This is a genomic window from Persicitalea jodogahamensis (assembly GCF_014651615.1).
GTDB lineage: Bacteria > Bacteroidota > Bacteroidia > Cytophagales > Spirosomataceae > Persicitalea > Persicitalea jodogahamensis.
In genome coordinates this window covers 106537-128212 of the sequence record NZ_BMXF01000005.1, presented here as the reverse complement: position 1 = coordinate 128212, position 21676 = coordinate 106537, and the positions used below count along the sequence as shown (strand labels likewise).

The 21676-nt window shown below is 50.9% G+C and carries 21 protein-coding genes; 13 read left to right on the top strand and 8 right to left on the bottom strand.

Features of this window, described 5'->3' with window-relative positions; genetic code table 11:
* The first annotated feature begins 52 nt into the window (after positions 1-52).
* The 4 genes from IE117_RS21850 to IE117_RS21835 all read left to right on the top strand — a co-directional run bounded on the left by IE117_RS21850 (position 53) and on the right by IE117_RS21835 (position 5667).
* Positions 53-1978: a sialate O-acetylesterase gene (locus tag IE117_RS21850; RefSeq protein ID WP_189567248.1), complete on the top strand. Its 1926-nt coding sequence runs from the start codon at positions 53-55 to the stop codon at positions 1976-1978.
* Between the two features lie 33 nt (positions 1979-2011).
* Complete coding sequence (locus IE117_RS21845; RefSeq protein WP_189567595.1) at positions 2012-3556, top strand: glucuronyl esterase domain-containing protein; 1545 nt, start codon at positions 2012-2014, stop codon at positions 3554-3556.
* Positions 3557-3813: 257 nt separating this feature from the next.
* Positions 3814-4143: an endo-1,4-beta-xylanase gene (locus tag IE117_RS26295; RefSeq protein ID WP_308439298.1), complete on the top strand. Its 330-nt coding sequence runs from the start codon at positions 3814-3816 to the stop codon at positions 4141-4143.
* 216 nt (positions 4144-4359) lie between these two features.
* On the top strand, positions 4360-5667 hold the full coding sequence (locus IE117_RS21835) for a hypothetical protein (RefSeq protein ID WP_189567246.1): 1308 nt from the start codon (positions 4360-4362) through the stop codon (positions 5665-5667).
* A gap of 12 nt (positions 5668-5679) precedes the next feature.
* Here the strand turns inward: IE117_RS21835 and IE117_RS21830 are convergent, their stop codons facing one another.
* The 4 genes from IE117_RS21830 to IE117_RS21815 all read right to left on the bottom strand — a co-directional run bounded on the left by IE117_RS21830 (position 5680) and on the right by IE117_RS21815 (position 9424).
* On the bottom strand, positions 5680-6630 hold the full coding sequence (locus IE117_RS21830) for a lytic transglycosylase domain-containing protein (RefSeq protein ID WP_189567594.1): 951 nt from the start codon (positions 6628-6630) through the stop codon (positions 5680-5682).
* 5 nt (positions 6631-6635) lie between these two features.
* Positions 6636-7535 carry an isoaspartyl peptidase/L-asparaginase family protein gene (locus IE117_RS21825; RefSeq protein WP_189567244.1) on the bottom strand — a complete coding sequence of 300 codons (900 nt, stop codon included), beginning with the start codon at positions 7533-7535 and terminating at the stop codon, positions 6636-6638.
* Between the two features lie 27 nt (positions 7536-7562).
* On the bottom strand, positions 7563-9083 hold the full coding sequence (locus IE117_RS21820) for a malate:quinone oxidoreductase (protein ID WP_189567242.1): 1521 nt from the start codon (positions 9081-9083) through the stop codon (positions 7563-7565).
* A gap of 95 nt (positions 9084-9178) precedes the next feature.
* Positions 9179-9424 carry a hypothetical protein gene (locus IE117_RS21815; RefSeq protein ID WP_189567240.1) on the bottom strand — a complete coding sequence of 82 codons (246 nt, stop codon included), beginning with the start codon at positions 9422-9424 and terminating at the stop codon, positions 9179-9181.
* A 174-nt stretch (positions 9425-9598) separates the two neighbouring features.
* Between IE117_RS21815 and IE117_RS21810 the strand changes: the two genes are divergently transcribed.
* Together IE117_RS21810 and IE117_RS21805 are read left to right on the top strand one after the other, a co-directional pair.
* On the top strand, positions 9599-10297 hold the full coding sequence (locus IE117_RS21810) for an L-ribulose-5-phosphate 4-epimerase (RefSeq protein ID WP_189567238.1): 699 nt from the start codon (positions 9599-9601) through the stop codon (positions 10295-10297).
* A 5-nt stretch (positions 10298-10302) separates the two neighbouring features.
* Entirely contained in the window at positions 10303-10983 is a 681-nt protein-coding gene (locus tag IE117_RS21805; RefSeq protein ID WP_189567236.1) for a phosphatase PAP2 family protein, read from the top strand.
* A 74-nt stretch (positions 10984-11057) separates the two neighbouring features.
* Here the strand turns inward: IE117_RS21805 and IE117_RS21800 are convergent, their stop codons facing one another.
* The 4 genes from IE117_RS21800 to folK form a co-directional block, all read right to left on the bottom strand.
* On the bottom strand, positions 11058-11384 hold the full coding sequence (locus IE117_RS21800) for a LytR/AlgR family response regulator transcription factor (protein ID WP_189567234.1): 327 nt from the start codon (positions 11382-11384) through the stop codon (positions 11058-11060).
* Positions 11385-11524: 140 nt separating this feature from the next.
* Positions 11525-13654: a 3-hydroxyacyl-CoA dehydrogenase NAD-binding domain-containing protein gene (locus IE117_RS21795; RefSeq protein WP_189567232.1), complete on the bottom strand. Its 2130-nt coding sequence runs from the start codon at positions 13652-13654 to the stop codon at positions 11525-11527.
* 11 nt (positions 13655-13665) lie between these two features.
* Positions 13666-14643, bottom strand: coding sequence for a Gfo/Idh/MocA family protein (locus IE117_RS21790; RefSeq protein WP_189567230.1), 978 nt, complete (start codon positions 14641-14643; stop codon positions 13666-13668).
* A 33-nt stretch (positions 14644-14676) separates the two neighbouring features.
* On the bottom strand, positions 14677-15165 hold the full coding sequence (gene folK / locus IE117_RS21785) for a 2-amino-4-hydroxy-6-hydroxymethyldihydropteridine diphosphokinase (RefSeq protein WP_189567229.1): 489 nt from the start codon (positions 15163-15165) through the stop codon (positions 14677-14679).
* Positions 15166-15286: 121 nt separating this feature from the next.
* On the opposite strand from folK, the gene IE117_RS21780 reads away from it, so the two are divergent.
* From IE117_RS21780 to IE117_RS21750, 7 genes are all read left to right on the top strand, one after another.
* The gene (locus tag IE117_RS21780) at positions 15287-16021 is read left to right on the top strand and encodes an acylneuraminate cytidylyltransferase family protein (protein ID WP_229581282.1); all 735 of its coding nucleotides are present in this window, start codon (positions 15287-15289) and stop codon (positions 16019-16021) included.
* Positions 16018-16983: a Gfo/Idh/MocA family protein gene (locus tag IE117_RS21775; protein WP_189567227.1), complete on the top strand. Its 966-nt coding sequence runs from the start codon at positions 16018-16020 to the stop codon at positions 16981-16983. The genes IE117_RS21780 and IE117_RS21775 overlap by 4 nt, the downstream gene beginning before the upstream one ends.
* 19 nt (positions 16984-17002) lie before the next feature.
* Positions 17003-17845 carry an SDR family oxidoreductase gene (locus IE117_RS21770; protein WP_189567225.1) on the top strand — a complete coding sequence of 281 codons (843 nt, stop codon included), beginning with the start codon at positions 17003-17005 and terminating at the stop codon, positions 17843-17845.
* The gene (locus tag IE117_RS21765) at positions 17839-18315 is read left to right on the top strand and encodes a KdsC family phosphatase (protein WP_189567223.1); all 477 of its coding nucleotides are present in this window, start codon (positions 17839-17841) and stop codon (positions 18313-18315) included. The genes IE117_RS21770 and IE117_RS21765 overlap by 7 nt, the downstream gene beginning before the upstream one ends.
* The gene (locus IE117_RS21760) at positions 18312-19172 is read left to right on the top strand and encodes an ABC transporter permease (protein ID WP_189567214.1); all 861 of its coding nucleotides are present in this window, start codon (positions 18312-18314) and stop codon (positions 19170-19172) included. The genes IE117_RS21765 and IE117_RS21760 overlap by 4 nt, the downstream gene beginning before the upstream one ends.
* 61 nt (positions 19173-19233) lie before the next feature.
* Complete coding sequence (locus IE117_RS21755; RefSeq protein ID WP_189567212.1) at positions 19234-20523, top strand: ABC transporter ATP-binding protein; 1290 nt, start codon at positions 19234-19236, stop codon at positions 20521-20523.
* 409 nt (positions 20524-20932) lie between these two features.
* Complete coding sequence (locus IE117_RS21750) at positions 20933-21676, top strand: class I SAM-dependent methyltransferase (protein ID WP_189567210.1); 744 nt, start codon at positions 20933-20935, stop codon at positions 21674-21676.

Sequence of the window (21676 nt, the reverse complement as noted above, 5' to 3'; positions counted from 1 at the left end):
GCCGAAAATATGAATTTAGCCTGTTTATACGCAGGTATTACCTTCCATCCCGATGAAAAAAGCCGCCTTATTTTTACTGCTAGGTATGCTGAGTCTGACCGCTCAGGCGCAGCCCCGTTTACCCAAATTGATCAGCGACGGCATGGTGCTGCAGCGCGATGCTAAATTAAACATATGGGGATGGGCAAGTCCGGGCGAAAAAGTTACGGTGCGATTCCAGAATAAACGCTACAAAACGACGACCGATGCGAAGGGAAACTGGCAGGTAGCCTTGCCTCCCGCGCCAGCCGGGGGACCTTATACGATGGAAATCGAGGGCAAAACGCAGCTGATGATTAAAGACATTCTGCTGGGAGATGTCTGGTTTTGCAGCGGCCAGAGTAATATGGTGCACCAACTGAATATTCACGATGTGACGTACGCCAAAGAAATTGCGGACGCCAACTACCCGCAGATCCGGCAGTTTCTGATACCTAACCAAACCAACCTGCAGGGCCCGCAAAAGGATCTTTCTCAGGGCCAATGGAAAGCCGCCGTGGGCGAAGACGTACGGCCTTTTTCGGCGGTAGCCTACTTCTTTGCCAAAAAAATTCATGAGAAATATAAGGTACCTGTTGGCATCATCAACGCCAGTGTAGGAGGTACTCCCATCGAAGCGTGGACCAGCGAAGAGGGATTGAAAGACTTTGCCATCCTGCAATCCACGATAGAAAAAAATAAAGACACGACCTACGTAAATAGCCTCAATCGACGCCCTCCCTCGACCGCCGCCCGTCCCGCGCCACCAGTGGATTTTGGCCTGGAAAGTACCCCGAAATGGTATGAGACTTCGTATTCTCCCAAGGGCTGGCGTCTGATCAATATTCCCGGCTTCTGGGAAGATCAGGGAATCAAGGACTTAAACGGTGTAGTGTGGTACCGCCGGGAAATCGACATTCCGGCGGCCATGACGGGCAAGGACGCCAAAGTTTTTCTGGGAAGAATCGTCGATGCCGACGAATTGTATATCAACGGCCAGTCGGTAGGCAGGACGACCTACCAGTATCCCCAGCGCCGCTATAAAGTACCCTCCGGTGTACTGAAACCCGGCAAGAATACATTCGTGGTACGGGTGACTAATATGGGAGGAAAAGGCGGTTTTGTGCCCGACAAGCCCTATTGCATTTTTGCCGGTGCCGATACGGTGGATCTGAAAGGTACCTGGCAGTACAAAGTGGGAAGCATCTATCGCCCGACCAAGGGTGAGTCTGGCGGTGGCATCACTGCCCAGAATCAGCCGACGGCTCTGTACAATGCCATGGTGGCCCCGGAAATCAACTACACGATCAAGGGTTTCTGCTGGTACCAGGGCGAAAGCAACGCCGGGAGGCCGGAGGAATACGCCGATCTTCAAACGGCGTTGATTAAAGACTGGCGGGCTAAATGGAATCAGGGAACACTACCCTTCCTGTATGTGCAGCTGCCCGGATTTATGGAATACAACTACCTGCCTTCCGAAAGCAACTGGGCCGTCCTCCGGGAGTCGCAATTCAAGGCTTTGTCGGAACCCAACACGGCCATGGTCGTAGCCATCGACCTGGGCGAGTGGAACGACATCCACCCCGACAATAAAAAAGGCGTGGGCGATCGGCTGGCTTTGGCTGCTATGAAGACTGCTTACGGAGAAAACCTGGTGCATTCCGGGCCGTTGTTTCAATCGGCCACGGTAGAAGGCGATAAAATCGTGATCAACTTTACCAATACAGGCAGCGGGCTGATAACCAACGACGGCGAGCCCCTGAGCGATTTCGCGATTGCGGGCACCGACAAGAATTTCGTGTGGGCAAAGGCGACTATAGAAAACGGCAAAGTACTCGTGCAGAGCGACGAAGTACCTAACCCGAAGTACGTGCGGTACGCCTGGGCGGATAATCCGGTGAACCCAAACCTCTACAACAAAGAGGGGCTACCGGCTTCCCCGTTTCGGACTGATCAGTGAATGCATTCCTAAACTACCAGATAAATGAAGCCTATGTGCCGATTCCTGACGCTCGTCCTGTGGGCGGTACTTTCATTTGAGGCCACTGCCCAGCAAGCTGCCATCGACAGCAGCAAGTACCCCCGGCTGCACACCTTTACGGCCGCTGAGGATCAGGCCCAGATGATGCAGCAGCTAGGTATCAAAAAACTCCGGCCCGGCCCAAGTGGGAATGAGAATGCCCCTAACCACGCCAACTACGACGAAGCGACGGCCAATCCCTGTCCGCAACTACCCGAGGTTCTTACCACCAAAAGCGGTAAAAAAGTGACCACACCGGAACAATGGTGGAAGCAACGCCGTCCCGAAATTGTCGAAGATTTTGAACGGGAAATGTACGGCCGGGTACCTGAGAATACGCCCAAAGTAAACTGGAAGGTAAAAGTAACGGACAATGAATTCGTGGGCCGCATTCCGGTCATTGCCAAACATATGATCGGTGAGGTGGACAATAGCGCGTACCCCCTGGTCAATGTCAACATCAATATGGTGGTGGTACTACCGCAAAACGTTAAGGGGCCCGTTCCGGTGATGATGATGCTCGGCTTTCCGTCCCTCCCGTCTCCGGCTCAGCCCTCTTTGCCTGATCTTGAAAAAATCAACATCGCCTTCAAGGAAATGATGATCAAACAGGATCCGGAAATGAAGGCCATTTTTGAAAAGTACCCGGCTTACCTGCCCATCACCAGGCTAGCCGGTCCCAGCTTTTTTGCGCCGCCGCCCAACGGAGACTCGCCACCCACCGAGCAACTGCTCGCCGCAGGCTGGGGCTACTGCACCATCGAGCCCAACAGCATTCAGGCGGATAACGGGGCGGGCCTGACGCGGGGCATCATTGGGCTTGTCAACAAAGGCCAGCCGCGTAGCCCCGAAGACTGGGGTGCTTTGCGAGCCTGGGCGTGGGGTGCCTCCCGTGCCCTGGACTACCTCGAAACCGAGCCGCAGGTCAATGCCAAACAGGTAGGCATAGAAGGCGTATCGCGTTACGGAAAAGCGGCACTGGTGGCGATGGCCTTCGATCAGCGTTTTGCGCTGGGACTGATCGGCTCGTCGGGTAAGGGCGGGGCCACCTTGCAGCGCCGGGTGTTTGGGGAGGCCGTCGAAAGTCTGGCTGGCAGTGGGGAGTACCATTGGATGGCGGGTAACTACCTCAAATATGCCGCCGCCGAAGCCAAATTTGGCGAAAAAACGGGTTGCGACCTACCCGTCGATTCGCACGAATTGATTGCCCTGGCGGCTCCTCGCCCTACGTTCATCAGCTACGGAATTCCCGAAAAAGGGGATGCCAAGTGGCTCGATCAGACAGGTAGTTATGAGGCCACGGTGGCCGCTGGTGAAGTGTTCAAACTACTTGGTGCCAAAGACCTGGGCGTAAGCAATGACTACAACACCGAGCGAATGCCCCCGGTACTTACCGGGCTACTAGACGGCGAACTAGCCTGGCGGCAGCACGACGGCGGCCATACCGATGCGCCCAATTTTCAGCACTTCATACCGTGGGCCAGTAAGTTGCTGGAGTATGAGCGCATGGCTAAATGAGTATTTCCCAATGTGTGTCTGACGGGTTTAAAAATAGTTAAACGCCACTTATTGAAAATAATTATCGGGGTACTGCTTGTTGTTTGCAGCCTCATGTTTTCGGGAGCAAAGCAGTAGGTCCCGCCTTCGCTGAAAGTGGCTTACGGAAACTATTTTCCTGTTAGTGTGGCCGTAGCGCCAAGAAATCTGACCGGGTCCGAAGCTGATTTAATCGTGCAGCAATTTGACAGCATGATCTCTCAAAATTCTATGAAAAAATTGGGGAAGATTACATTGGTAAGGGATTCGAGTACGCCCATGCTGTAGATCCGCAGGCAAAGCTGTTTTACAGTGATTACTACACTGAAAACAGCGTCAAGCGCGATAAAATCTACCAAATAGTCAGGGAACCAAAAGACAAAAACACACCCATTCGCAGGGTGGGCTCGCAAGGCTATTGCCCTATCTACGGAGCCTACCTCCCAGGGATTGGAAGCATTAATCAAAAAGTTTGCCAGCCTGGGCCTCGACGTTCAGAACAAACTACGAATCGGATACTCCTTACTCCCTGTGTCAGCGGTACACTCCACTATCCGGTGGCGAATTAACCGTCCTTTTCCGTTTTCTCAGCATTAAGCTATCCCTTACCTTTTCCTGGCTCGATTGATAGATTGGCAGGTGAAATACTATGAGGGAAAAAGGCTCGTCGTTGAATCCTGACGGACATCCCCATAGCAATTGCCGAGATATTGTTATCATTGTAGTAACCTCGTAATGATTTTTTGAAAAATCGTTACGGCCTCGTTAGAAAAACTCCCCGTGACATGACTAAAAAGCTCCCTCTGCTAATTAGTGCACTCATCTTCGCCGCATTTTTCCTGACGGTCCACCATTTTGTGGTCAACATCCCTTCTCGTGACGATTTCGCGGCCACCCTCTCTTTTATTCAGATGCAGTGTGTCAGCGACGTAGGCATATTTGACCAAATTACGGCTTTGTTCATTCCTCACAATGAACATTATATCGTACTATCCAGACTTTCGGCGGCATTGGCTTATAATTTTGCGGGGCACCTTAACTTTACCGCGTTGGTATGGTATCAAAATATTTTCTTGCTCGGCGGATATGCTCTGGTTTTGCAGATCATCAGGCAGCAAAAGCTTCCGTTGTTGGTGCTGCTCCTGCCTACCACTATTTTTTTCTTCAACCTTTCATTTTGGCAGGTGACCCTATATTATTGGGGCGGAATTCAGTATTACACTGTTTTCTTCTTTGCCATTCTGAGCCTTTACTTCCTGCATGTTTCCCTGAATAGCGGCAGTGCCTGGTTTGCTGGCGGGATAGTGGCTGCTACCTTAGCGGTACTTTCTTTCGGGAACGGGATAGTCGTACTGCCTGCGGGCTTTCTACTACTGTGGGGACAAAGGCAACGCAAACGCCTCCTCGTCTGGACGGGCTTCAGTGCCATCGTAATCATGCTTTTTTGGCTGAATTTTCAGGGGCCCTCCACGGTGCGGCCGGCGTTCAATCCGGTGTGGATGGGTAAGCTGCTGTTCACTTTTCTGGGTAGTTTTCTGTATGTCAACCCCTCCGTCAAACTGTGGTCTTATGCCAATATTGTGCTTTGTGCGGTGGTTGGGTTGGGCGTGCTGTTTGTGTGGGTCAGACTGCTTGTCAACGGTTATCTACACAAAAACCCGCTCCTCTACAGCTTATTGACATTAACCCTACTTACCGCGCTGCTGATCGCTTTCGGCAGATTTGAAACCAAAGCTGCCGGGGGAATTGCTCCTCGTTATATGTACTTCTCGACCCTTATCCCCGTCTTTTTAGTATTGATCTACGCGGATTTGCAGAAGCGCCAGAATAAGAATTTGCCCGTAAAAGCCCTTGCTTCTTCGATGCTGCTTATTTGGGGATTAAGCTATGCGAATAACATACAGGCGATAGAGGCTTTCAATCAGGAGAATCTAAGTACCTTCCATCAATGGGAGCAGGATCATCGCAGACCCCTGGTTCCCCCGCAGAACCATGATCCCAGATATTCGGAAGTACTTCTGTGGGCCATGGAAAATAATGTTTACACCCCACCTGTCCGTCTGCTGGCCACTGGGGACGAAGACAATAAATAGGGCCGGCGGCTTTCATTTCGCTTTTGTCTCCCGTTCAGGTACCCTTATCTCGTAGCTGAAATTGGCAGGTACCCGCAGGCGGTAGTCTGTCGTGTTATTGAACCAGGGATTGAGTCTTCTTAACTCCCGGTAAGTAGTATTATTTTCTTTGGCAAAAGCGATGAGGTCCGTGTCGCGCTCCACCTTTACCATCTTGAATTGATGGGGGCTATACTGTTCTTCGGGATTAAGGAAGTAGCCGTATGCCTCCGGGTTTTCCAGAATAACCTTAAAGGAAAGGATGCGGTAGAAATAGCGGGCGGTCTCACTATTTAGGTACAAGTCCCAGAAATTATCCGTCTGCTGGTACTTCAGCACATTCTGTGTACCCGTCAGCCCTTTGTTGTAGGAAGTCGCGACCAGCGGCCAGCTCTTGAGGCGCACTTGGGCCCATTTGAGGTAGCGGGCGGCGGCTTCGGTGGCTAGCTTGGGGTCGCGGCGCATATCCACGTCAGCATCGATATGCAGACCGTAGTCGCGGGCCGTGGGGGCCATGAATTGCCACATTCCCACTGCTCCGGCGGGCGATTGCGCTGTGTTTTCGAACTCGCTTTCGGCCACGGCCAGGTAGATGAAGTCGGTCGGGACGTCATTGTCGCGCAGCGTCTTCTCGATCAAAGGTCGCCAGCGTTCAATGTTTTTCATGATAAAAATGGTGCGCGAATGCCCGAAGGTGTTCACCACGAGTTCGCGTTCGAGACCTTCCCGCACGTCGTCGCGGTCCAGCGGCACGCGCTCGCCCGCGAAAGTGAGCGTATCGGGAAGGGGAGGCATCGATACGTGCTGCGGTGCGCCATCGACCGGGTAGATAGCCGTGCGTTCCGCAAAGGGAAGCCGTTCGCTCTCTGCTGCCGGAGGGGTGGCATCCTGCGATTGGCATCCGTAGCAAAGCAGCAGGTTGAAGAATAAAATATATCGGGTCATGTTGATCATAGTATTGCAGTTTCGCCTTCGCCTCGTTCGTTTTTCCAGGCCCGGAACAGCACATCGCAGTTAAAAACAAGCTCAGCGTTGCCATGGCAGTCCACGGCGATCATCCCACCCTTTCCACCTGCCTTTCCGATTTTGTCATGAATGACGGTGGCGCAGGCCTCTCGCAATGATAATCCTTTGTAATCTATTAAGCAAAACACATCATAGGCCGCGACGGCCCGCAAAAAGTACTCGCCGTCGCCCGTGCAGGACACCGCACAGGCGCGGTCGTTGGCGTAAGTACCACTGCCAATAATAGGACTGTCGCCTACGCGGCCGTAGTGTTTGTTGGGAAAGCCGCCCGTAGAAGTGGCGGCTGCCAGGTGCCCCGCTCGGTCAAGAGCTACGGCCCCCACCGTTCCTTTACCAACATTCCGGGCGGGCATTTGTTCTTGGGCTTTCAGGAGCTCCTGGTAGCGATCATGATTATAAAAGTAAGGATCATCCTCAAAAAGAATGCCTTGCTCGCGGGCGAACGTTTCAGCACCTGATCCCGTGAGCAGGACGTTTTGGGTCTTCTCCATAACGGCTCGGGCTGCCTGAATGGGGTTGCGGACGTTCCTGACGCCGGCCATGGCGCCCGCTCGCAGCGTATGGCCGCACATGAGAGCAGCATCCATTTCGTGAAACCCGTCGTGGTTAAAGGCTGATCCCCGCCCGGCGTTGAAGAGCGGGTTGTCTTCCAGCGTCGCAACGGCTTTTTCCACCGCATCCAGCGAAGTGCCTCCATTGGCCAGAATAGCGTAGCCCATATTCAGTGCTTCTTTCAGGACGTTGAAATAGACTGTTCTCTGACTATCAGTAATTTCCGATGGATCAATCCAGCAGGAACCTCCATGAATGGCAATAGTGAACATATGGGGTAGTTTAGAAAAGCGGGCCGATTAACTGAATTGTTCTGCTTCTGCTAAATCAAGTACTTTACTCGTCATTTTTCGCACTTCCCGGCATAGCGCCGGGTCATCGCCCAACGACTGCCCGTAGGAAGGAATCATTTCCCTCAACTTTTGCTGCCAGGCTTCGGTACGTAATTGCTCGGGAAAGCAGCGTTCCAGCAAACCCAGCATGATAGACACCGCTGTAGAAGCTCCCGGCGACGCTCCCAGCAGGGCGGCAAGGCTGCCGTCGGCGGAGCTGACCACCTCGGTGCCGAATTCCAGAATGCCACCCTCCTCTTCGTCGTGCTTGATGACCTGCACGCGCTGCCCGGCTATCTCGAGTTCCCAATCGTCAAGTTTGGCTTCGGGGTAGTACTTTTCCAGGGCATCCAGCCGCTCATCGGGCGACTGTCGTACTTGCTCGATGAGGTACTTTGTTAAAGGAATATTATGCAGCCCGGCCGCGATCATGGGGCGGATGTTCCTGAGGTTGACCGAAAAAGGCAGGTCGAAGAAAGACCCTTTTTTCAAAAACTTGGTAGAAAAACCAGCGTACGGACCGAAGAGTAGTTCCTGCTTGCCTTTGATCATCCGGCTGTCGAGGTGGGGTACTGACATGGGCGGCGAACCAACCTCGGCTTTGCCGTACACTTTGGCGTGGTGCCGGGCGATGACGTCGGGATTGGTGCAGCGCAGCCACTGTCCGCTCACCGGGAAGCCGCCGTAGCCGCGTCCTTCGGGTATGCCGGATTTTAGAAGCAAGGGCAGCGAACCGCCGCCCGCTCCGATGAAAACGAATTTGGCGTAGATTTTCCGCCGCTCGCGCGTATCGCGGTTCCTGACGCTCACTTTCCATCGTTTGTCTTTCTCCCGACGGTTCGCCGCGCGATCCAGGTCATGGACCTCCTCATTAAAATGCAGGGTGACGCCCTCCATCTCTCTCAGGCAATGAAACATGGCGCGGGTCAGGGCGCCGAAGTTCACATCGGTGCCGAGCGGCATGTAGGTTGCCGCGACCTTTTGGGCCGGATCACGGCCCTGCATAATCAGCGGCATCCAGTCAACGAGTTGCTGGTGATCTTCGGAGTATTGCATTTCCTGGAACAGCACCGACTGCTGCATGGCCTCGAAACGCTTTTTTAGGAACTCGACATTGTCACCGCCCCAGACGAAACTCATGTGAGGAATGGAACGGATAAAAGTATTGGGCAATTCTACGAACTCGTGCTGGGTAAGAAACGCCCAGAATTGCCGCGACTGCTCGAAGGATTCTGCAATCCTGATGGCCTTAGTGATATCTACCGAGCCGTCGGGCCGTTGCGGCGTGTAGTTGAGCTCACAAAAAGCCGAGTGACCCGTTCCGGCGTTGTTCCAGGCGTCGGAGCTTTCGGCGGCGGCGTGGTCGAGGCGCTCGATGATTTCGATGGTCAGCGAGGGGTCGAGTTCTTTCAGCAGCATCCCGAGGGTGGCACTCATGATCCCTGCGCCAATCAGGACGATGTCGGGATTTTCATTGTAGTCAGGCATTTTTGATTGATGATGGACGGGTGAGAGTTTTCAAGAATCAGAAAGCCCGCAAACAATCGTTTACGGGCTTTCGCAGGGTGGGATATATGATAAAATCAGGTGGGATTAGAATTGGAAACGTAATGTGCCCTTGGGTGCAGGCCCTTCCCGATGATTTCCACCAGCTCAGGATTGACGAACTCTTCGTCCACTACTTCCCACGCTTCATTGCGGTATACCATCACGAACGAATCTTTTTCGGGAAAAATCACTCGTAATCCCTGCTCATCGCCGTACATCTCGGGTTCTACATCCAGTTTCATTTCTTGCCCGTCTTTTGGGTCTTTTATGGTCAATTCCATTAGTTTTGGGTCTGGTTCAAAGAAATCGGGTTCTGGCGAAAGGCTCTTTTGCCAACCTTTCCTACTGCCTGAAGTCTTAAAAAATCATTCCAAGACCAACTGCAGACACCACAATCTTGAGCCAATCGAAAGGATTCTCTCGGACAATCGGTAGACACATCGGCTTATATTTTTATGTATAAAACTATCCAGGAAGAAGCTTACGAAGCCAATATGCAGCTGCCCAAGCTTGGTTTGGTGCTGTTCACCTTTGGCAATGTGAGTGCTGTAGACCGCGACCGGGCGGTTTTTGCAATCAAGCCCAGCGGAGTGGCTTATGACGATCTGAAGCCGGATGATATCGTTATCGTTGATTATGACGCTCGGGTCGTGTCGGGTAAAATGCGCCCCTCTTCCGATACCAAAACCCACGCCTTGTTGTACAAAACCTGGGCCGACATCGGGGGAATCACGCACACGCACAGCACCTATGCCGTGGCCTGGGCGCAGGCGGGGCGTGACATTCCCATATTTGGCACCACTCACGCCGACCATACCCACCACGACATCCCCTGCGCTCCGGTGCTGACCGACGAAATGATTCAGGGAGACTACGAACACGAAACGGGTCACCAGATTATCGGCTGCTTCCGGGAAAAAGGGATTTCGCATCGGGAAGTAGAGATGGTACTTTTACAAAACCACGGCCCCTTTGTGTGGGGGAAAGATGCGGCCAAGTCGGTGTATAACGCCGCCGTGCTGGAAGAAGTCGCCCGCATGGCGCATTTGACATTACAGATCAACGCCGATACGGCGGTGCTGAAAGACACGTTGCGCCGGAAGCACTTCGAGCGCAAGCACGGCGAGAACGCTTACTACGGACAGGGATGTTAAAACTGATGAACATTCTTAAGTACCTGGAGTACCTGGATTTTCTGAATAGTCGTAAAAAGGCTATTTACATTGTTTCGGGACTTGCCCTGCTCTTTCTGCTGCTGACCGCCTTTGTGGCTTTACTGCCCACGACATTCATCGACCTTGAATTTTCGGAGGAATTACAGGAAGACCATTCCCCTCTGCTCGATATGCTCATGAAATTCGTGAGTTGGTTCGGAACTCGGTGGGTAGCCATTTCTATGGCTGTGGGCACGGCACTGGCGTTTCTGCTAATGCGTTTTCGCCGTGAAGCCTTATTTATGATGCTGACGATGCTGTCTTCCGTTGTGGCCTTTGGCATAAAAGTGCTGGTCAACCGCCCCCGGCCCACCGAAGATTTGGTGCGGATTGTAAGTAAAGCAGAGAATCAGAGTTTCCCCAGCGGGCACACTACGTTCTACGTGGCCTTTTTTGGTTTCCTGATCTTTCTGTTATTCCGGCTTCGTCAGATTCCATCGCTCATCCGGTGGACGGTGGGCAGCTTCAGCCTGCTCCTCATCCTTTCGGTACCTTTTTCCCGCGTTTATCTCGGCGACCATTGGTTCACGGATGTCGTTGCGGGCTTCGTGCTGGGTCTTATCTCGTTGGTGTTGTTGATCTACGGGTACTTCCGTCCCGAGAGGCGGGCCAGTGCCGGACAATAACCACTTACGAGTCAGCTTGTCTTTTTTGAGGTAAACAGGCCGCACTACCCACTACAGACAAAAAGTTGGAAAAGTCAGTCCGTCAGGATTTGCTTCACTTCTGCCCAGCGACGGCGTGATACGCTTACCTCGCTGCCATCGGTCAGCACGGCTATGTGTTCGTCGTCTTTAAGGTTTTGTAAAAAATCCCGGTTGATGATGCAGCTTTTGTGAATGCGGAGGAATGATTCAGGGAAAATAGTTTCGTAGATTCCCAGACTTCGGGAAGAGAGAAACTGAGTGCCGTCCGTAAGAGAAAAGACTGTATAATTGCGCTTTCCGTCCAGGCGCAAGACGTCCTGGACGGGAAAGGGCAAGTGGTGCTTGAAGTGGAGATGAGGGAGTGGCAATATGGTGTTCATCTCTGGGAGGTGCCAGCGTTGTAAGGCTTGCACGTTGCAAAGTAGAGGCCATTTTCACTCTTACCCAATACCTGATTTCCGGTATTTTTTGTGGTGCGGTCAGGCTGGTGCACTAGTGGATCGGCCGTTTTGCCACAGGCTTATTGTAACATGTCGGAAGCTGGTGCCACAAACCGCTCGCCATAGGCTTCGGCCAGCCGACCGCATTCTTTCACAAATTCCTCTGTCCCCACAAAATCAAAGAAAGACAATGTACCGCCCGTGTAAGCAGGGAAGCCCCAGGCCAGGATGGAGCCTAGGTCAGCATCTAGCTTCGTGCGAATGACGCCTTCTTCATAACAGCGCAGGGCTTCCAGCGCCTGGCGGTATAATAATCGTTTTTTGACTTCCTCAATGTCTGGCTGCGCGTCGGCCAGCGGAAAAATATCCGCCAGGCCAGGCCAGGGGTACTTGGTGTCGTTTTCGGGATATTCATAAAATCCAGCTCTGGATTTCTTGCCCATGCGCCCCAGTTCCACAAACTTCTTACTTACCTGATAACTGGTATCGGATTCGGTCGAGGCGCCGTCGGCGATTGATTGAGAGGCAATTTTATAGACTAAATCCAGGGCCACCTCATCCGTAACTGCCAGCGGACCGACGGGCATCCCGGCTTGCCTTGCGGCCTCTTCGATCAGAACCGGATCGACGCCGTCTTTCAGTAGTTCCATTCCTTCCGAAGCATAAGAAATGAAGCAACGGGAAGTGTAGAAACCGCGCGAGTCGTTGACAACAATGGGTGTTTTTCGGATTTTGCGCACGTAGTCGATGGCCACCGCCAGCGCGTAGTCGCTCGTTTTTTCACCCACAATCAACTCCACCAACTGCATCTTGTCCACCGGAGAAAAGAAATGGATGCCGACGAAGTTTCCGGGGTTCTTCGACAAAGCCGCCAGGCCAGTGATAGGTAGCGTCGAGGTATTCGACCCGAAAACGCCGTTGGCGGCCAACATTGGCTCGGCCTCGCCGATGACTTGCGCCTTGACCTCACGGTTCTCGAAAACCGCCTCGATGATCAGGTCGCAGCCTAGTAAATCAGCATTTTCGGCGGTAGGTTGAATGAAATCCAGAATAGCTGCCGCTTTCGCTTCATCCATGTTACCGCGACTAATGGCCTTGTCGAGTAGTTTTCTGGAATATACCTTGCCCTTTTCGGCGGCTTCCGGGCTTACATCCTTCAAAACTACCTCGATGCCCGCCAGTGCCGATACGTAGGCGATTCCGGCTCCCATCAGCCCCGCGCCCAGGATACCCAGCTTTTTGACCTCCGTTTTGTCGATTCCCGGCGGACGACTCGCCCCTTTGTTGGCTTTGTTAAGCCCCAGAAACATGGTGCGAATCAGATTGCCCGCTACCTTGGATCGGGCTACCTGCACGAAGTAATCAGCCTCGATTTCGATGGCCTGATCCATGTCGACCGCTAAGCCCTCCTCTACGCAGGCTAAAATAGCCAGCGGCGCGGGGTAGTTGCCGTGCGTTTTAGCCAGTACCGCTGCCCGGCTCGCCGCAACGACTTGCGCCCCGGCATTGCTTTGCGGTCCGCCACCGGGTACTTCGTAGTTATCCTTCGCAATAATACTACCCGTCTTTTCACTAGCTTCATCCCAGGGTTTGAGTGGTGCCGGATTGGCCAGAATCCAGTCCTTGGCGGCCTGGATCATTTCCTCGCGGGAATCCGCTATTTCATCTACCATTCCGATTTCCAGCGCTTCGCGGGGTGATACGGCTCGGCCTTCCAGCATTAGCGGCAAAGCAGCCTGAATGCCGATCATGCGCGGCAGCCGCTGGGTACCCCCACCACCCGGCAATAAGCCTAGCTTCACTTCGGGCAGACCGATTTTAGTTTTCGGATTGTCCAGCGCGATACGGTGGTGGCAAGCCAGGCAGACCTCATAGCCGCCGCCCAGCACGGTGCCGTTGATGGCCGCGACGATGGGCTTGCCGTTAATTTCCATCCGGCGGAAAAGTCGGTTTAACCCCATCGAGACTTCCAGCATTTCTTTCGGGGCCTGATCCTGGTTGCGCAGGATCATTTTCAGATCTGCCCCGGCAATAAACTCCGGCCTGGCGGAAGTAACTATGATACCTTTTACCGCCGCATCATCGAAAGCTTTTTCTAGGGCAGCGCCGAATTCCGGCAGGGAAGTATCGTTAATAACGTTCATCGCGGAAGTGGTCATGTTCCACGAAATGATGGCAATATTTTGGTCTATTTGATAATCAATTTCCATTTTTCTCAAAGTTATATATCGTAATTCAATCCGATTTCCTGGCGCACTTTATCAAGTAAGGTCATCAGGTTGACGCTATCCCGATGCGACCAGTCGGGATTTTCGGTCAGGCCCGCGCTGAGTGCATGGCCGACGGACTCGATTTCGTAGTTATAGCCGTGAGCCTCGCGCTCGAAGTCGAAGCGCTCAGGTTCAGCATCGAGTAGTTCAAGTGTGAGGGCCTGGCTGTTGTGCCAGCGGCTATGGACACGGATGCAGCCCAGCTCACCGTAGACAATGGCCTCGCAGTCGGTGCGGGCGAGGAGGGTGCAGTCTAGGAAAGCGAAGGCATCGGCGTCGTAGGTCAGCACCATGCCCGTGGACGCGTCTACGCCTGTGTCGCTGAAAAGTGCCGATGCCTTGATTGTCTTTGGCATGCCCAGTATGGCATACGACCAAAAAAGCGGATAAATCCCGATATCAAGCAGGGCGCCGCCACCCAGTTCTTTATTGAAAAGCCGCTTGCGGGGGTCTTTTATTGCCTTAAAGCCAAAATCGGCGCGCACGCCCAATACTTTGCCGATAACCCCCTCCCGAATCAGTGCCTGGGTCTTCAATGTTGTGGGCATGAAACGGCTCCACATCGCTTCCATTAAGAATACCTTCTTATTTTGTGCCGCCTGGATCATTTCCTCAACCTGGCCGAGGTTCATGCCGAAGGGCTTTTCACACAACACAGCCAGGCCCGCATTCAGGCAAAGCAGCGTGTGGGCGTGGTGGCCCACGTGCGGCGAGGCGACGTACACCACGTCGAGTTCGGGGCAGTCGGCCAATTCGGCGTAGTTGCCGTAGGCGTAGGGTGCGTCATATTTTTCGGCAAATTCTTTAGCACGATCCAGGTCACGTGAGGCAACAGCCATGAGTTTTGCCCCTTCGACGCGGGCGAGGTCCTGAGCGAATTTATGGGCGATATGGCCCGGAGCGAGAATACCCCAACGAATTGTTTTCAATTTTGAATGAGTAAGTGGATGATTGGATGACTTTTATACGGAACGGAAAAGCGCTACCGGTTCTTCGTCCTGACAAATTTCTAATAGTTTTCTATTGGTTATATTTAAAACCGGGTGCACAAAATCCGGGGCGATTTCAGCCAGGGGTATCAGGGTAAACCGGCGCTCGTGCAGGCGCGGGTGCGGAACGGTGAGACGGGGCGTGTCCATGATTTTTTGGCCAAAATACAAAATATCGACATCCAGGTGCCGCGCTCCCCAACGCTCATAGCGGATGCGGCCCGCTTCGTGTTCCAGTTCCAGAATAAGCCGAAGTACCTCCTCCGGGGCAAGAGAAGTACCTATTTCTAAAACCTGATTCAGGAAAGCAGGCTGTTCGATGCCGCCCCAGGGAGCCGTTTCGTAAAGTGCCGAGGCTCGCATTACTTCACCGACGCGCTCACCGATGCGGGCAATGGCGGTCTGCATGATGGTCTCCCGGTCGCCCAGGTTCGAACCTAAAAGTAGGAATATCGTCGTCAAAATCGAAATCGTTGAATGCTTCCAGACACGGGTAAGCTAAGCAACATTTGCGTATTTTTGGTTTTTCCGGATAAGAAAAATTCAAGACTCACAGGGTTTTTGTCTCTGTTGCTTTGCCACTTTGAAAAAAAACATCCTCGCCATTATTCCCGCCCGTGGAGGCAGTAAGGGGCTGCCCGGCAAGAATATCCTGCCGCTGGCCGGGCATCCACTGATTGCCTATAGTATCAAGGCCGCGCTGGATACACCCGGAATTTCCCGCGTCATTGTCTCGACCGACTCGGAAGAAATCGCCGACATCGCCCTTCGGTACGGGGCTGAAGTACCTTTTCTGCGTCCGGCGGCTTACGCTACCGATTCCAGTCTTGATATTGATGTTTTTGAGCACGCTTTAACCTGGCTTCGGGAAAACGACAACTACTCCCCCGACCTGGTGGTGCAGTTGCGTCCTACCTCACCCATCAGGTACATCGCCGACATCGAGGCCTGCCTGGCCAAATTGGCTGACGACGAAAACGCTGACAGTCTGCGCATCGTGACGCCCTCGCCACTCACGCCTTACAAAATGTGGCGAATCGAATCGGAAGATACTCCCATGCAGCCGTTACTTACTTTGGACGGTGTAGCCGATCCCTATAACCAACCAAGGCAGCAACTACCCACGATATACTGGCAAATCGGTACACTCGATGTCATTCGGCCCAGGGTAGTTTTGGAACAGAAAAGCATGTCGGGCAAAAAGGTACTTCCTTATGTAGTGAGCCGGGATCAGGCCATCGACATTGACGATATTTTCAGCTTTCAGCGAGCCGAAGCCTACATTGAAGGCCATGATTGTGTAAAATTCGCACCATGATTGCAACGAACAGCCCAATTCTAGTTTTCGGAGCCGGTTCCATCGGGGAGCGGCATTTGGGTATTTTACAAAAACTGGGCTACACTAACTTGTGGGTGTACCGTCAGCGTAATCTGCCGCTGCGCACACTAGATTCCGCTGGGCTCCGTATTGTTACCGATTTATCCTCTCTGGATGATATTGCCTTCAAAGCCGCCATCATCTGCACCCCCACGGCGCAGCATATGTTCCAAACACTCTGGTGCGTCCGGCGAGGCATTCCGGTTCTGGTGGAAAAACCGCTTGCTCATTCGCTGGAAAATTTTCAAGAGTTGAAAGATGCATTGAACGAGCATCAAACTTACATCCAGGTCGCCTACATGCTGCGTTATCATCCATTTTTTCAGAAACTCAAAAAATGGATTGAAAGTAATGAGTTAGGGTACTTTCTCAGTATGCAGACCTACTGGGGCGAGTACCTGCCTGACTGGCATCCGTGGGAAGACTACCGCGACTCCTATGCGGCCCGCCGCGAACTCGGGGGTGGGGTAGCACTCACCCTCAGTCACGATCTTGATTTGGCCAACTGGCTGGCTGGCAAACAGGTAGTCTGCTGGAATACATTGAAAAACTACCGTTCGGGACTGGAAATCAATGTAGAGTCGGGCGCGGATGTTTCTCTGCGCTACCAAAATGGTATCACGGCCCACTGCCATCTCAATTTTCACGAAAGAGTACCGCGGCGCTGGTATCGGTTTGTGTTTGAAGAAGGGTCGGTAGAGGTCGACTACCTGAAAGCGAGTTGCTCGGTACTCCGTCCCGGACAGGAACCGGACACACAAGTGTTGGAAAATTTCGATCGTAATCAACTCTTTGAAAATCAGATCCGCGATTTTTTACAAACCGTAAATAAGGGTAGCTTTGGGGAATCGGCACTGCGCACGCTGGCCGAATCAGAGACGATTCTCAGGATTTGTACCTAGCTTTTTAGTACTGAAAATATTGACACAAAAGACTCCCACCATTCATCCATCCCTGTCCGTAGCCGATAAAGTAATTCTGCTTACGGGAGCCTACGGGCTGATCGGGCTGACACTTGCGCAGGCCTTTCTGCAACAGGGTGCGCTTGTGGTGCTGGCCGACCGCGACGAGCGTAAGCAAGCCGGCATCCGGGCCGAACTGGCGACTGAGTATTCAGACAATCAGTTTTTGCTTCGAAATCTGGACATTACGCAGGAAGAAAGCTGCGAAGAGGCCATACGAAGCACTGTACAGAAATTTGGCCGATTAGATGTACTCATCAACAGCGCCGCCATCGATGCCAAATTTGACAAGAGCCACGCCGCCGAAATCAATCCCAGTCGCTTCGAGCATTATCCCGCCGAGCTGCTGCGACAATCGGTGGATGTAAATCTGACGGGTACTGTGTTGATGACGCAGGCCGCATGCCGCCAGATGTTAACGCAGGGCGGCGGCAATATTATCAATGTGGCCTCAACCTACTCGCTCGTGGCGCCCAACCAGGGTTTATATGATTTTGGCGATGGGGTAAAGCAGTTCAAACCCGTGGACTACATTGCATCGAAGTCTTTTATTCCCAATTTCACCCGCTACGTGGCGACTTTTTACGCCCGGGACGGTATCCGCTGCAACGCTATCGTGCCGCATGGCGTGCTGAACGACCACGACCCGGATTTTCTGGAAAACTTTGCAAAATTATCTCCGTTGGGGCGCATGTGCGACCGCGAAGAACTCATCGGCCCGTTTACGTTTCTGGCGTCCAATGCCTCGAGCTACATGACGGGCTCAGTACTCACCGTTGACGGAGGATGGACAGCATGGTAAAAATCAAACTTTTTCTGACCGACGTGGACGGTGTCCTGACCGACGGCGGCATGTACTACGCCGAAAACGGCGACGAATTGAAGCGTTTCAACACCCGTGACGGTATGGCATTCGAGCTGCTGCGAAAGGCGGGTATCAAAACGGGCATTGTTACCAGCGAAAACACCGCCATCGTGGCCCGCCGCGCCGCCAAAGTCGGGGCCGACTACCTCTATCAGGGACAGCGCGATGGCGGCAAGCTGACCGCTGCCGAGGAAATTTGCGAAAAAGAAGGCATCACGCTCGAGGAAGTGGCTTACATCGGGGACGACTTGAACTGTATTCCGCTGCTTGAGAAAGTGGGCCGAGCCGCTTGTCCGATGGATGCCGTGGATGCGGTAAAGGCCGTGCCGGGGATTATGGTGATGTTCAGGAAGGGCGGGGAAGGGTGTGTCAGGGAATTTGTGGAGAGGATAGTGAGGGAAGTATGAGTCAAACGGACGATAGTGAATCGTGGGATCTCGAAATAGAGCCCGCTTCGGGTTTCTTCGACCTCAACTGGCGCGAAATCTGGCAATACCGCGACCTGATTGCCCTTTTCGTGCGGCGTGATATCGTGGCCACCTACAAGCAGACTATCCTGGGGCCAATCTGGTTTTTTGTGCAGCCGATCCTGACGACCATCACTTATGTGGTGATTTTCGGTAACGTGGCGGGTATTTCTACTGGAGGTATTCCCAAAATCCTCTTTTATCTGGCAGGCATCACGCTCTGGAACTACTTCCAGGAATGTCTGATGAAAACCTCCGACACTTTCATTCTGAATCAAAATCTTTTCGGAAAGGTCTATTTCCCCCGTTTGGCTGCGCCCATTTCCGTAGTCATTTCAAATCTGTTCAAGTTTTTTATCCAGCTGGGGTTATTCCTGGTCGCCTGGATGTATTTTCTGATTCAGCCGGAAAATGACGTTAATCCAAACATAACGCTTTTGCTTTTTCCGTTGTATGTTTTGCTAATGTCGGGCCTGGGATTCAGTTTCGGGGTGCTCATTTCGTCGTTGACGACAAAGTACCGCGACTTACGGTTTCTGATCCAGTTCGGCGTTCAGTTGCTGATGTATGGGACGCCAATCGTATATCCGCTGTCGATTGTGCCGGAAAAGTACCGATTGCTGCTGCTGGCCAATCCGATCACGAGCATCGTGGAGGCTTTCAAATATTCATTTTTGGGAGAAGGGTACTTTTCCTGGCTCTGGCTCGCGTACAGCTTTATCTTCATGGTAGTTTGCTTGTTATTGAGCATTTTAGTGTTCAATCGCGTTGAGAAAACTTTTATGGATACGGTTTAACTCAATAGATACCTGATAAATATGATTTGTTGCCTGTTTATTAATAGTTTATAAGCCAAAAATGTCTGAAACTGCTATAAAAGTTGAAAAGCTCTCCAAACTATACCAGTTGGGCGAAATCTCGACGGGCACGCTCAGCCGTGACCTGACGCGCTGGTGGGCAGGAGTGCGGGGCAAGGAAGATCCCTACCGCAAAATAGGGCAAACCAACGACCGTACCACGCAAGGTACCAGCGACTTTGTGTGGGCTTTGCAGGACATTTCCTTCGAAGTGAAAAAAGGCGAAATCCTGGGCATTATCGGGCGCAACGGGGCCGGAAAATCGACGCTGCTCAAAATCCTGTCGCGGGTGACCAAGCCCACTACGGGACGCATTCGCGTACGCGGGCGCATGGCCTCGCTGCTTGAAGTAGGTACAGGTTTTCATCCCGAATTAACAGGACGCGAGAATATCTTTCTTAACGGCGCTATCCTGGGCATGAGGAAAGAGGAAATCCGTAGTAAGCTGGACGAGATCGTGGACTTTGCTGGGGTAGAGCGCTACCTCGACACGCCCGTGAAGCGCTACTCTTCGGGGATGTACGTACGGCTGGCCTTCGCTGTAGCCGCCCATCTAGAACCCGAAATTTTGATTGTGGACGAAGTACTGGCCGTGGGAGACGCCGAGTTTCAGAAAAAGTGCCTAGGAAAGATGAAGGATGTCAGCGAGAACGATGGACGGACAGTACTTTTTGTGAGTCACAATATGGAGGCGGTACGGAAACTCTGTAATAGAGGTATCGTTCTTCAGAATGGCCGAATTACAGAAAATGGTAAGACGGAATATATATTAGAGAGTTATTTGAATAATAATGTTTCTAAAAAATATCAGTACCAATGGAATGATGAAAATGGCAGAATTTATGATTGGCTAATTTTAAAATCAATACAAATTGTTGATGTCGATGAAAAAATATTAAGGCTTATTTCAACCGACCATGATTTTGATATTGAAATTAAATATGATATCATTAATGCTAATAAGGGTCTTGGCTTTACTATTTCGTTTTGGAATTTAAGTGGTGAAATTATCTTTCAAACAATAAGTAACAATGAAACCAATTATTATGGTAAAAATTTGGAAAAAGGAAGTTATGTGACTTCTTGTAAAATTCCTAGATTTATGTTAAATCAAGGATCATATTTTATATCATTAAATATATTTGAATACGGTTACCAAAATTCGTATTTGATTAAAGAAATTCTTCTAGTTGATATTCAGGATGGTCAATTAATCCGCAAGGATTATAAGGGTAGTTTATTGGGTTATTTTCGTCCTATGATTAACTGGAAAAGTACACTTAAAAAATAAGCAAAGTTTAAAGGATAATTGAGTTGCTTATTACACCAAAGAGGTCAACCGTTAATAGAAATATATGTCAAGAAAAGTTCTTTCGCTCGGACAGGCCAAAAGCTGCCGGCTTCTCCAGGGCGAGGAGCTAATTTTCTTATCTTCATTATTAACAGCCAACCGCAAGGCGACTCTGGCCTCTGATGTGCAAAATCTGAAAATGCCAAGTTATTTTAAATTATTCCTGAATAACGTGAATTAAGAAAAATCATAACAGTAGAATTCTGATTTTAATAGATTAACTATTGTTAAATTATAACAGCTACCTAGCTAGTTTTTGGCTAATCCTAAACTTTTCTGGAAGGAGAATGAGTTTTCTAAGAGGATTATTGTCTATAATTCACGTTAAATTAGATAAATTAAACTACTAATGTCTGAGCCTAAAAATTTAGTTGATCAGAATTATTGGGATGAAAGTTATAGAGATATCGATTTCTATATTGGTAATAACTCATTAACTGATTGGCTTTATAGAAATTATTTCAATCAAAGGAACTTACAAAATAAAACAGTATTTGAAGTTGGATGCTATCCCGGAACATATTTAGTTCACTTTGGCAAGCAGAATATGGAGGTTAATGGGATTGATTTAACAACAAATATGATTAACTTGAATAAGTGGTTAGTTGAGCAGAAAATAAAAGTCAATAAAATTATTAACGACGATTTTTTTCAATTAAATGATCATGTTAAGTATGATGTTGTTTGTTCTTTTGGTTTTATAGAACATTTTAAAAATTATGAGGAAGTTATTCTCAAACATTCATCCATATTAAACGAAAATGGCACCTTAATTATGACCACACCAAATTTTCGTGGGTTTGGACAATATATTCTACATCGACTGTTCGATAAGCCTAATTTAAAAAGACATAATTTGAATGCTATGAACCCAGATAAATGGGCTAAACTGTTAGAAGATAACGGATTCAAAATAATTCATAAAGGATACTTTGGCCACTACGATATGTGGTTTGATAGTGACGTGACAGGTTATAAAATCCTATTAAAGGAGAAATTTTTAAAGCATATACATCCTCGATTAAAGAAGTATGTTAAAAGTGACAGTTCTTTTTTTTCTCCATTCTGTGGAGTAATTGCCGAAAAACAATAA

Excerpts from the sequence above, each read along its gene's own strand:
- IE117_RS21850 (WP_189567248.1), top strand. The coding sequence starts at position 53 with ATGAAAAAAGCCGCCTTATTTTTACTGCTAGGTATGCTGAGTCTGACC.
- IE117_RS21845 (WP_189567595.1), top strand. The coding sequence starts at position 2,012 with ATGTGCCGATTCCTGACGCTCGTCCTGTGGGCGGTACTTTCATTTGAG.
- IE117_RS21835 (WP_189567246.1), top strand. The coding sequence starts at position 4,360 with ATGACTAAAAAGCTCCCTCTGCTAATTAGTGCACTCATCTTCGCCGCA.
- IE117_RS21830 (WP_189567594.1), bottom strand. The coding sequence starts at position 6,630 with ATGACCCGATATATTTTATTCTTCAACCTGCTGCTTTGCTACGGATGC.
- IE117_RS21825 (WP_189567244.1), bottom strand. The coding sequence starts at position 7,535 with ATGTTCACTATTGCCATTCATGGAGGTTCCTGCTGGATTGATCCATCG.
- IE117_RS21820 (WP_189567242.1), bottom strand. The coding sequence starts at position 9,083 with ATGCCTGACTACAATGAAAATCCCGACATCGTCCTGATTGGCGCAGGG.
- IE117_RS21815 (WP_189567240.1), bottom strand. The coding sequence starts at position 9,424 with ATGGAATTGACCATAAAAGACCCAAAAGACGGGCAAGAAATGAAACTG.
- IE117_RS21810 (WP_189567238.1), top strand. The coding sequence starts at position 9,599 with ATGTATAAAACTATCCAGGAAGAAGCTTACGAAGCCAATATGCAGCTG.
- IE117_RS21805 (WP_189567236.1), top strand. The coding sequence starts at position 10,303 with ATGAACATTCTTAAGTACCTGGAGTACCTGGATTTTCTGAATAGTCGT.
- IE117_RS21800 (WP_189567234.1), bottom strand. The coding sequence starts at position 11,384 with ATGAACACCATATTGCCACTCCCTCATCTCCACTTCAAGCACCACTTG.
- IE117_RS21795 (WP_189567232.1), bottom strand. The coding sequence starts at position 13,654 with ATGGAAATTGATTATCAAATAGACCAAAATATTGCCATCATTTCGTGG.
- IE117_RS21775 (WP_189567227.1), top strand. The coding sequence starts at position 16,018 with ATGATTGCAACGAACAGCCCAATTCTAGTTTTCGGAGCCGGTTCCATC.
- IE117_RS21765 (WP_189567223.1), top strand. The coding sequence starts at position 17,839 with ATGGTAAAAATCAAACTTTTTCTGACCGACGTGGACGGTGTCCTGACC.
- IE117_RS21760 (WP_189567214.1), top strand. The coding sequence starts at position 18,312 with ATGAGTCAAACGGACGATAGTGAATCGTGGGATCTCGAAATAGAGCCC.
- IE117_RS21755 (WP_189567212.1), top strand. The coding sequence starts at position 19,234 with ATGTCTGAAACTGCTATAAAAGTTGAAAAGCTCTCCAAACTATACCAG.
- IE117_RS21750 (WP_189567210.1), top strand. The coding sequence starts at position 20,933 with ATGTCTGAGCCTAAAAATTTAGTTGATCAGAATTATTGGGATGAAAGT.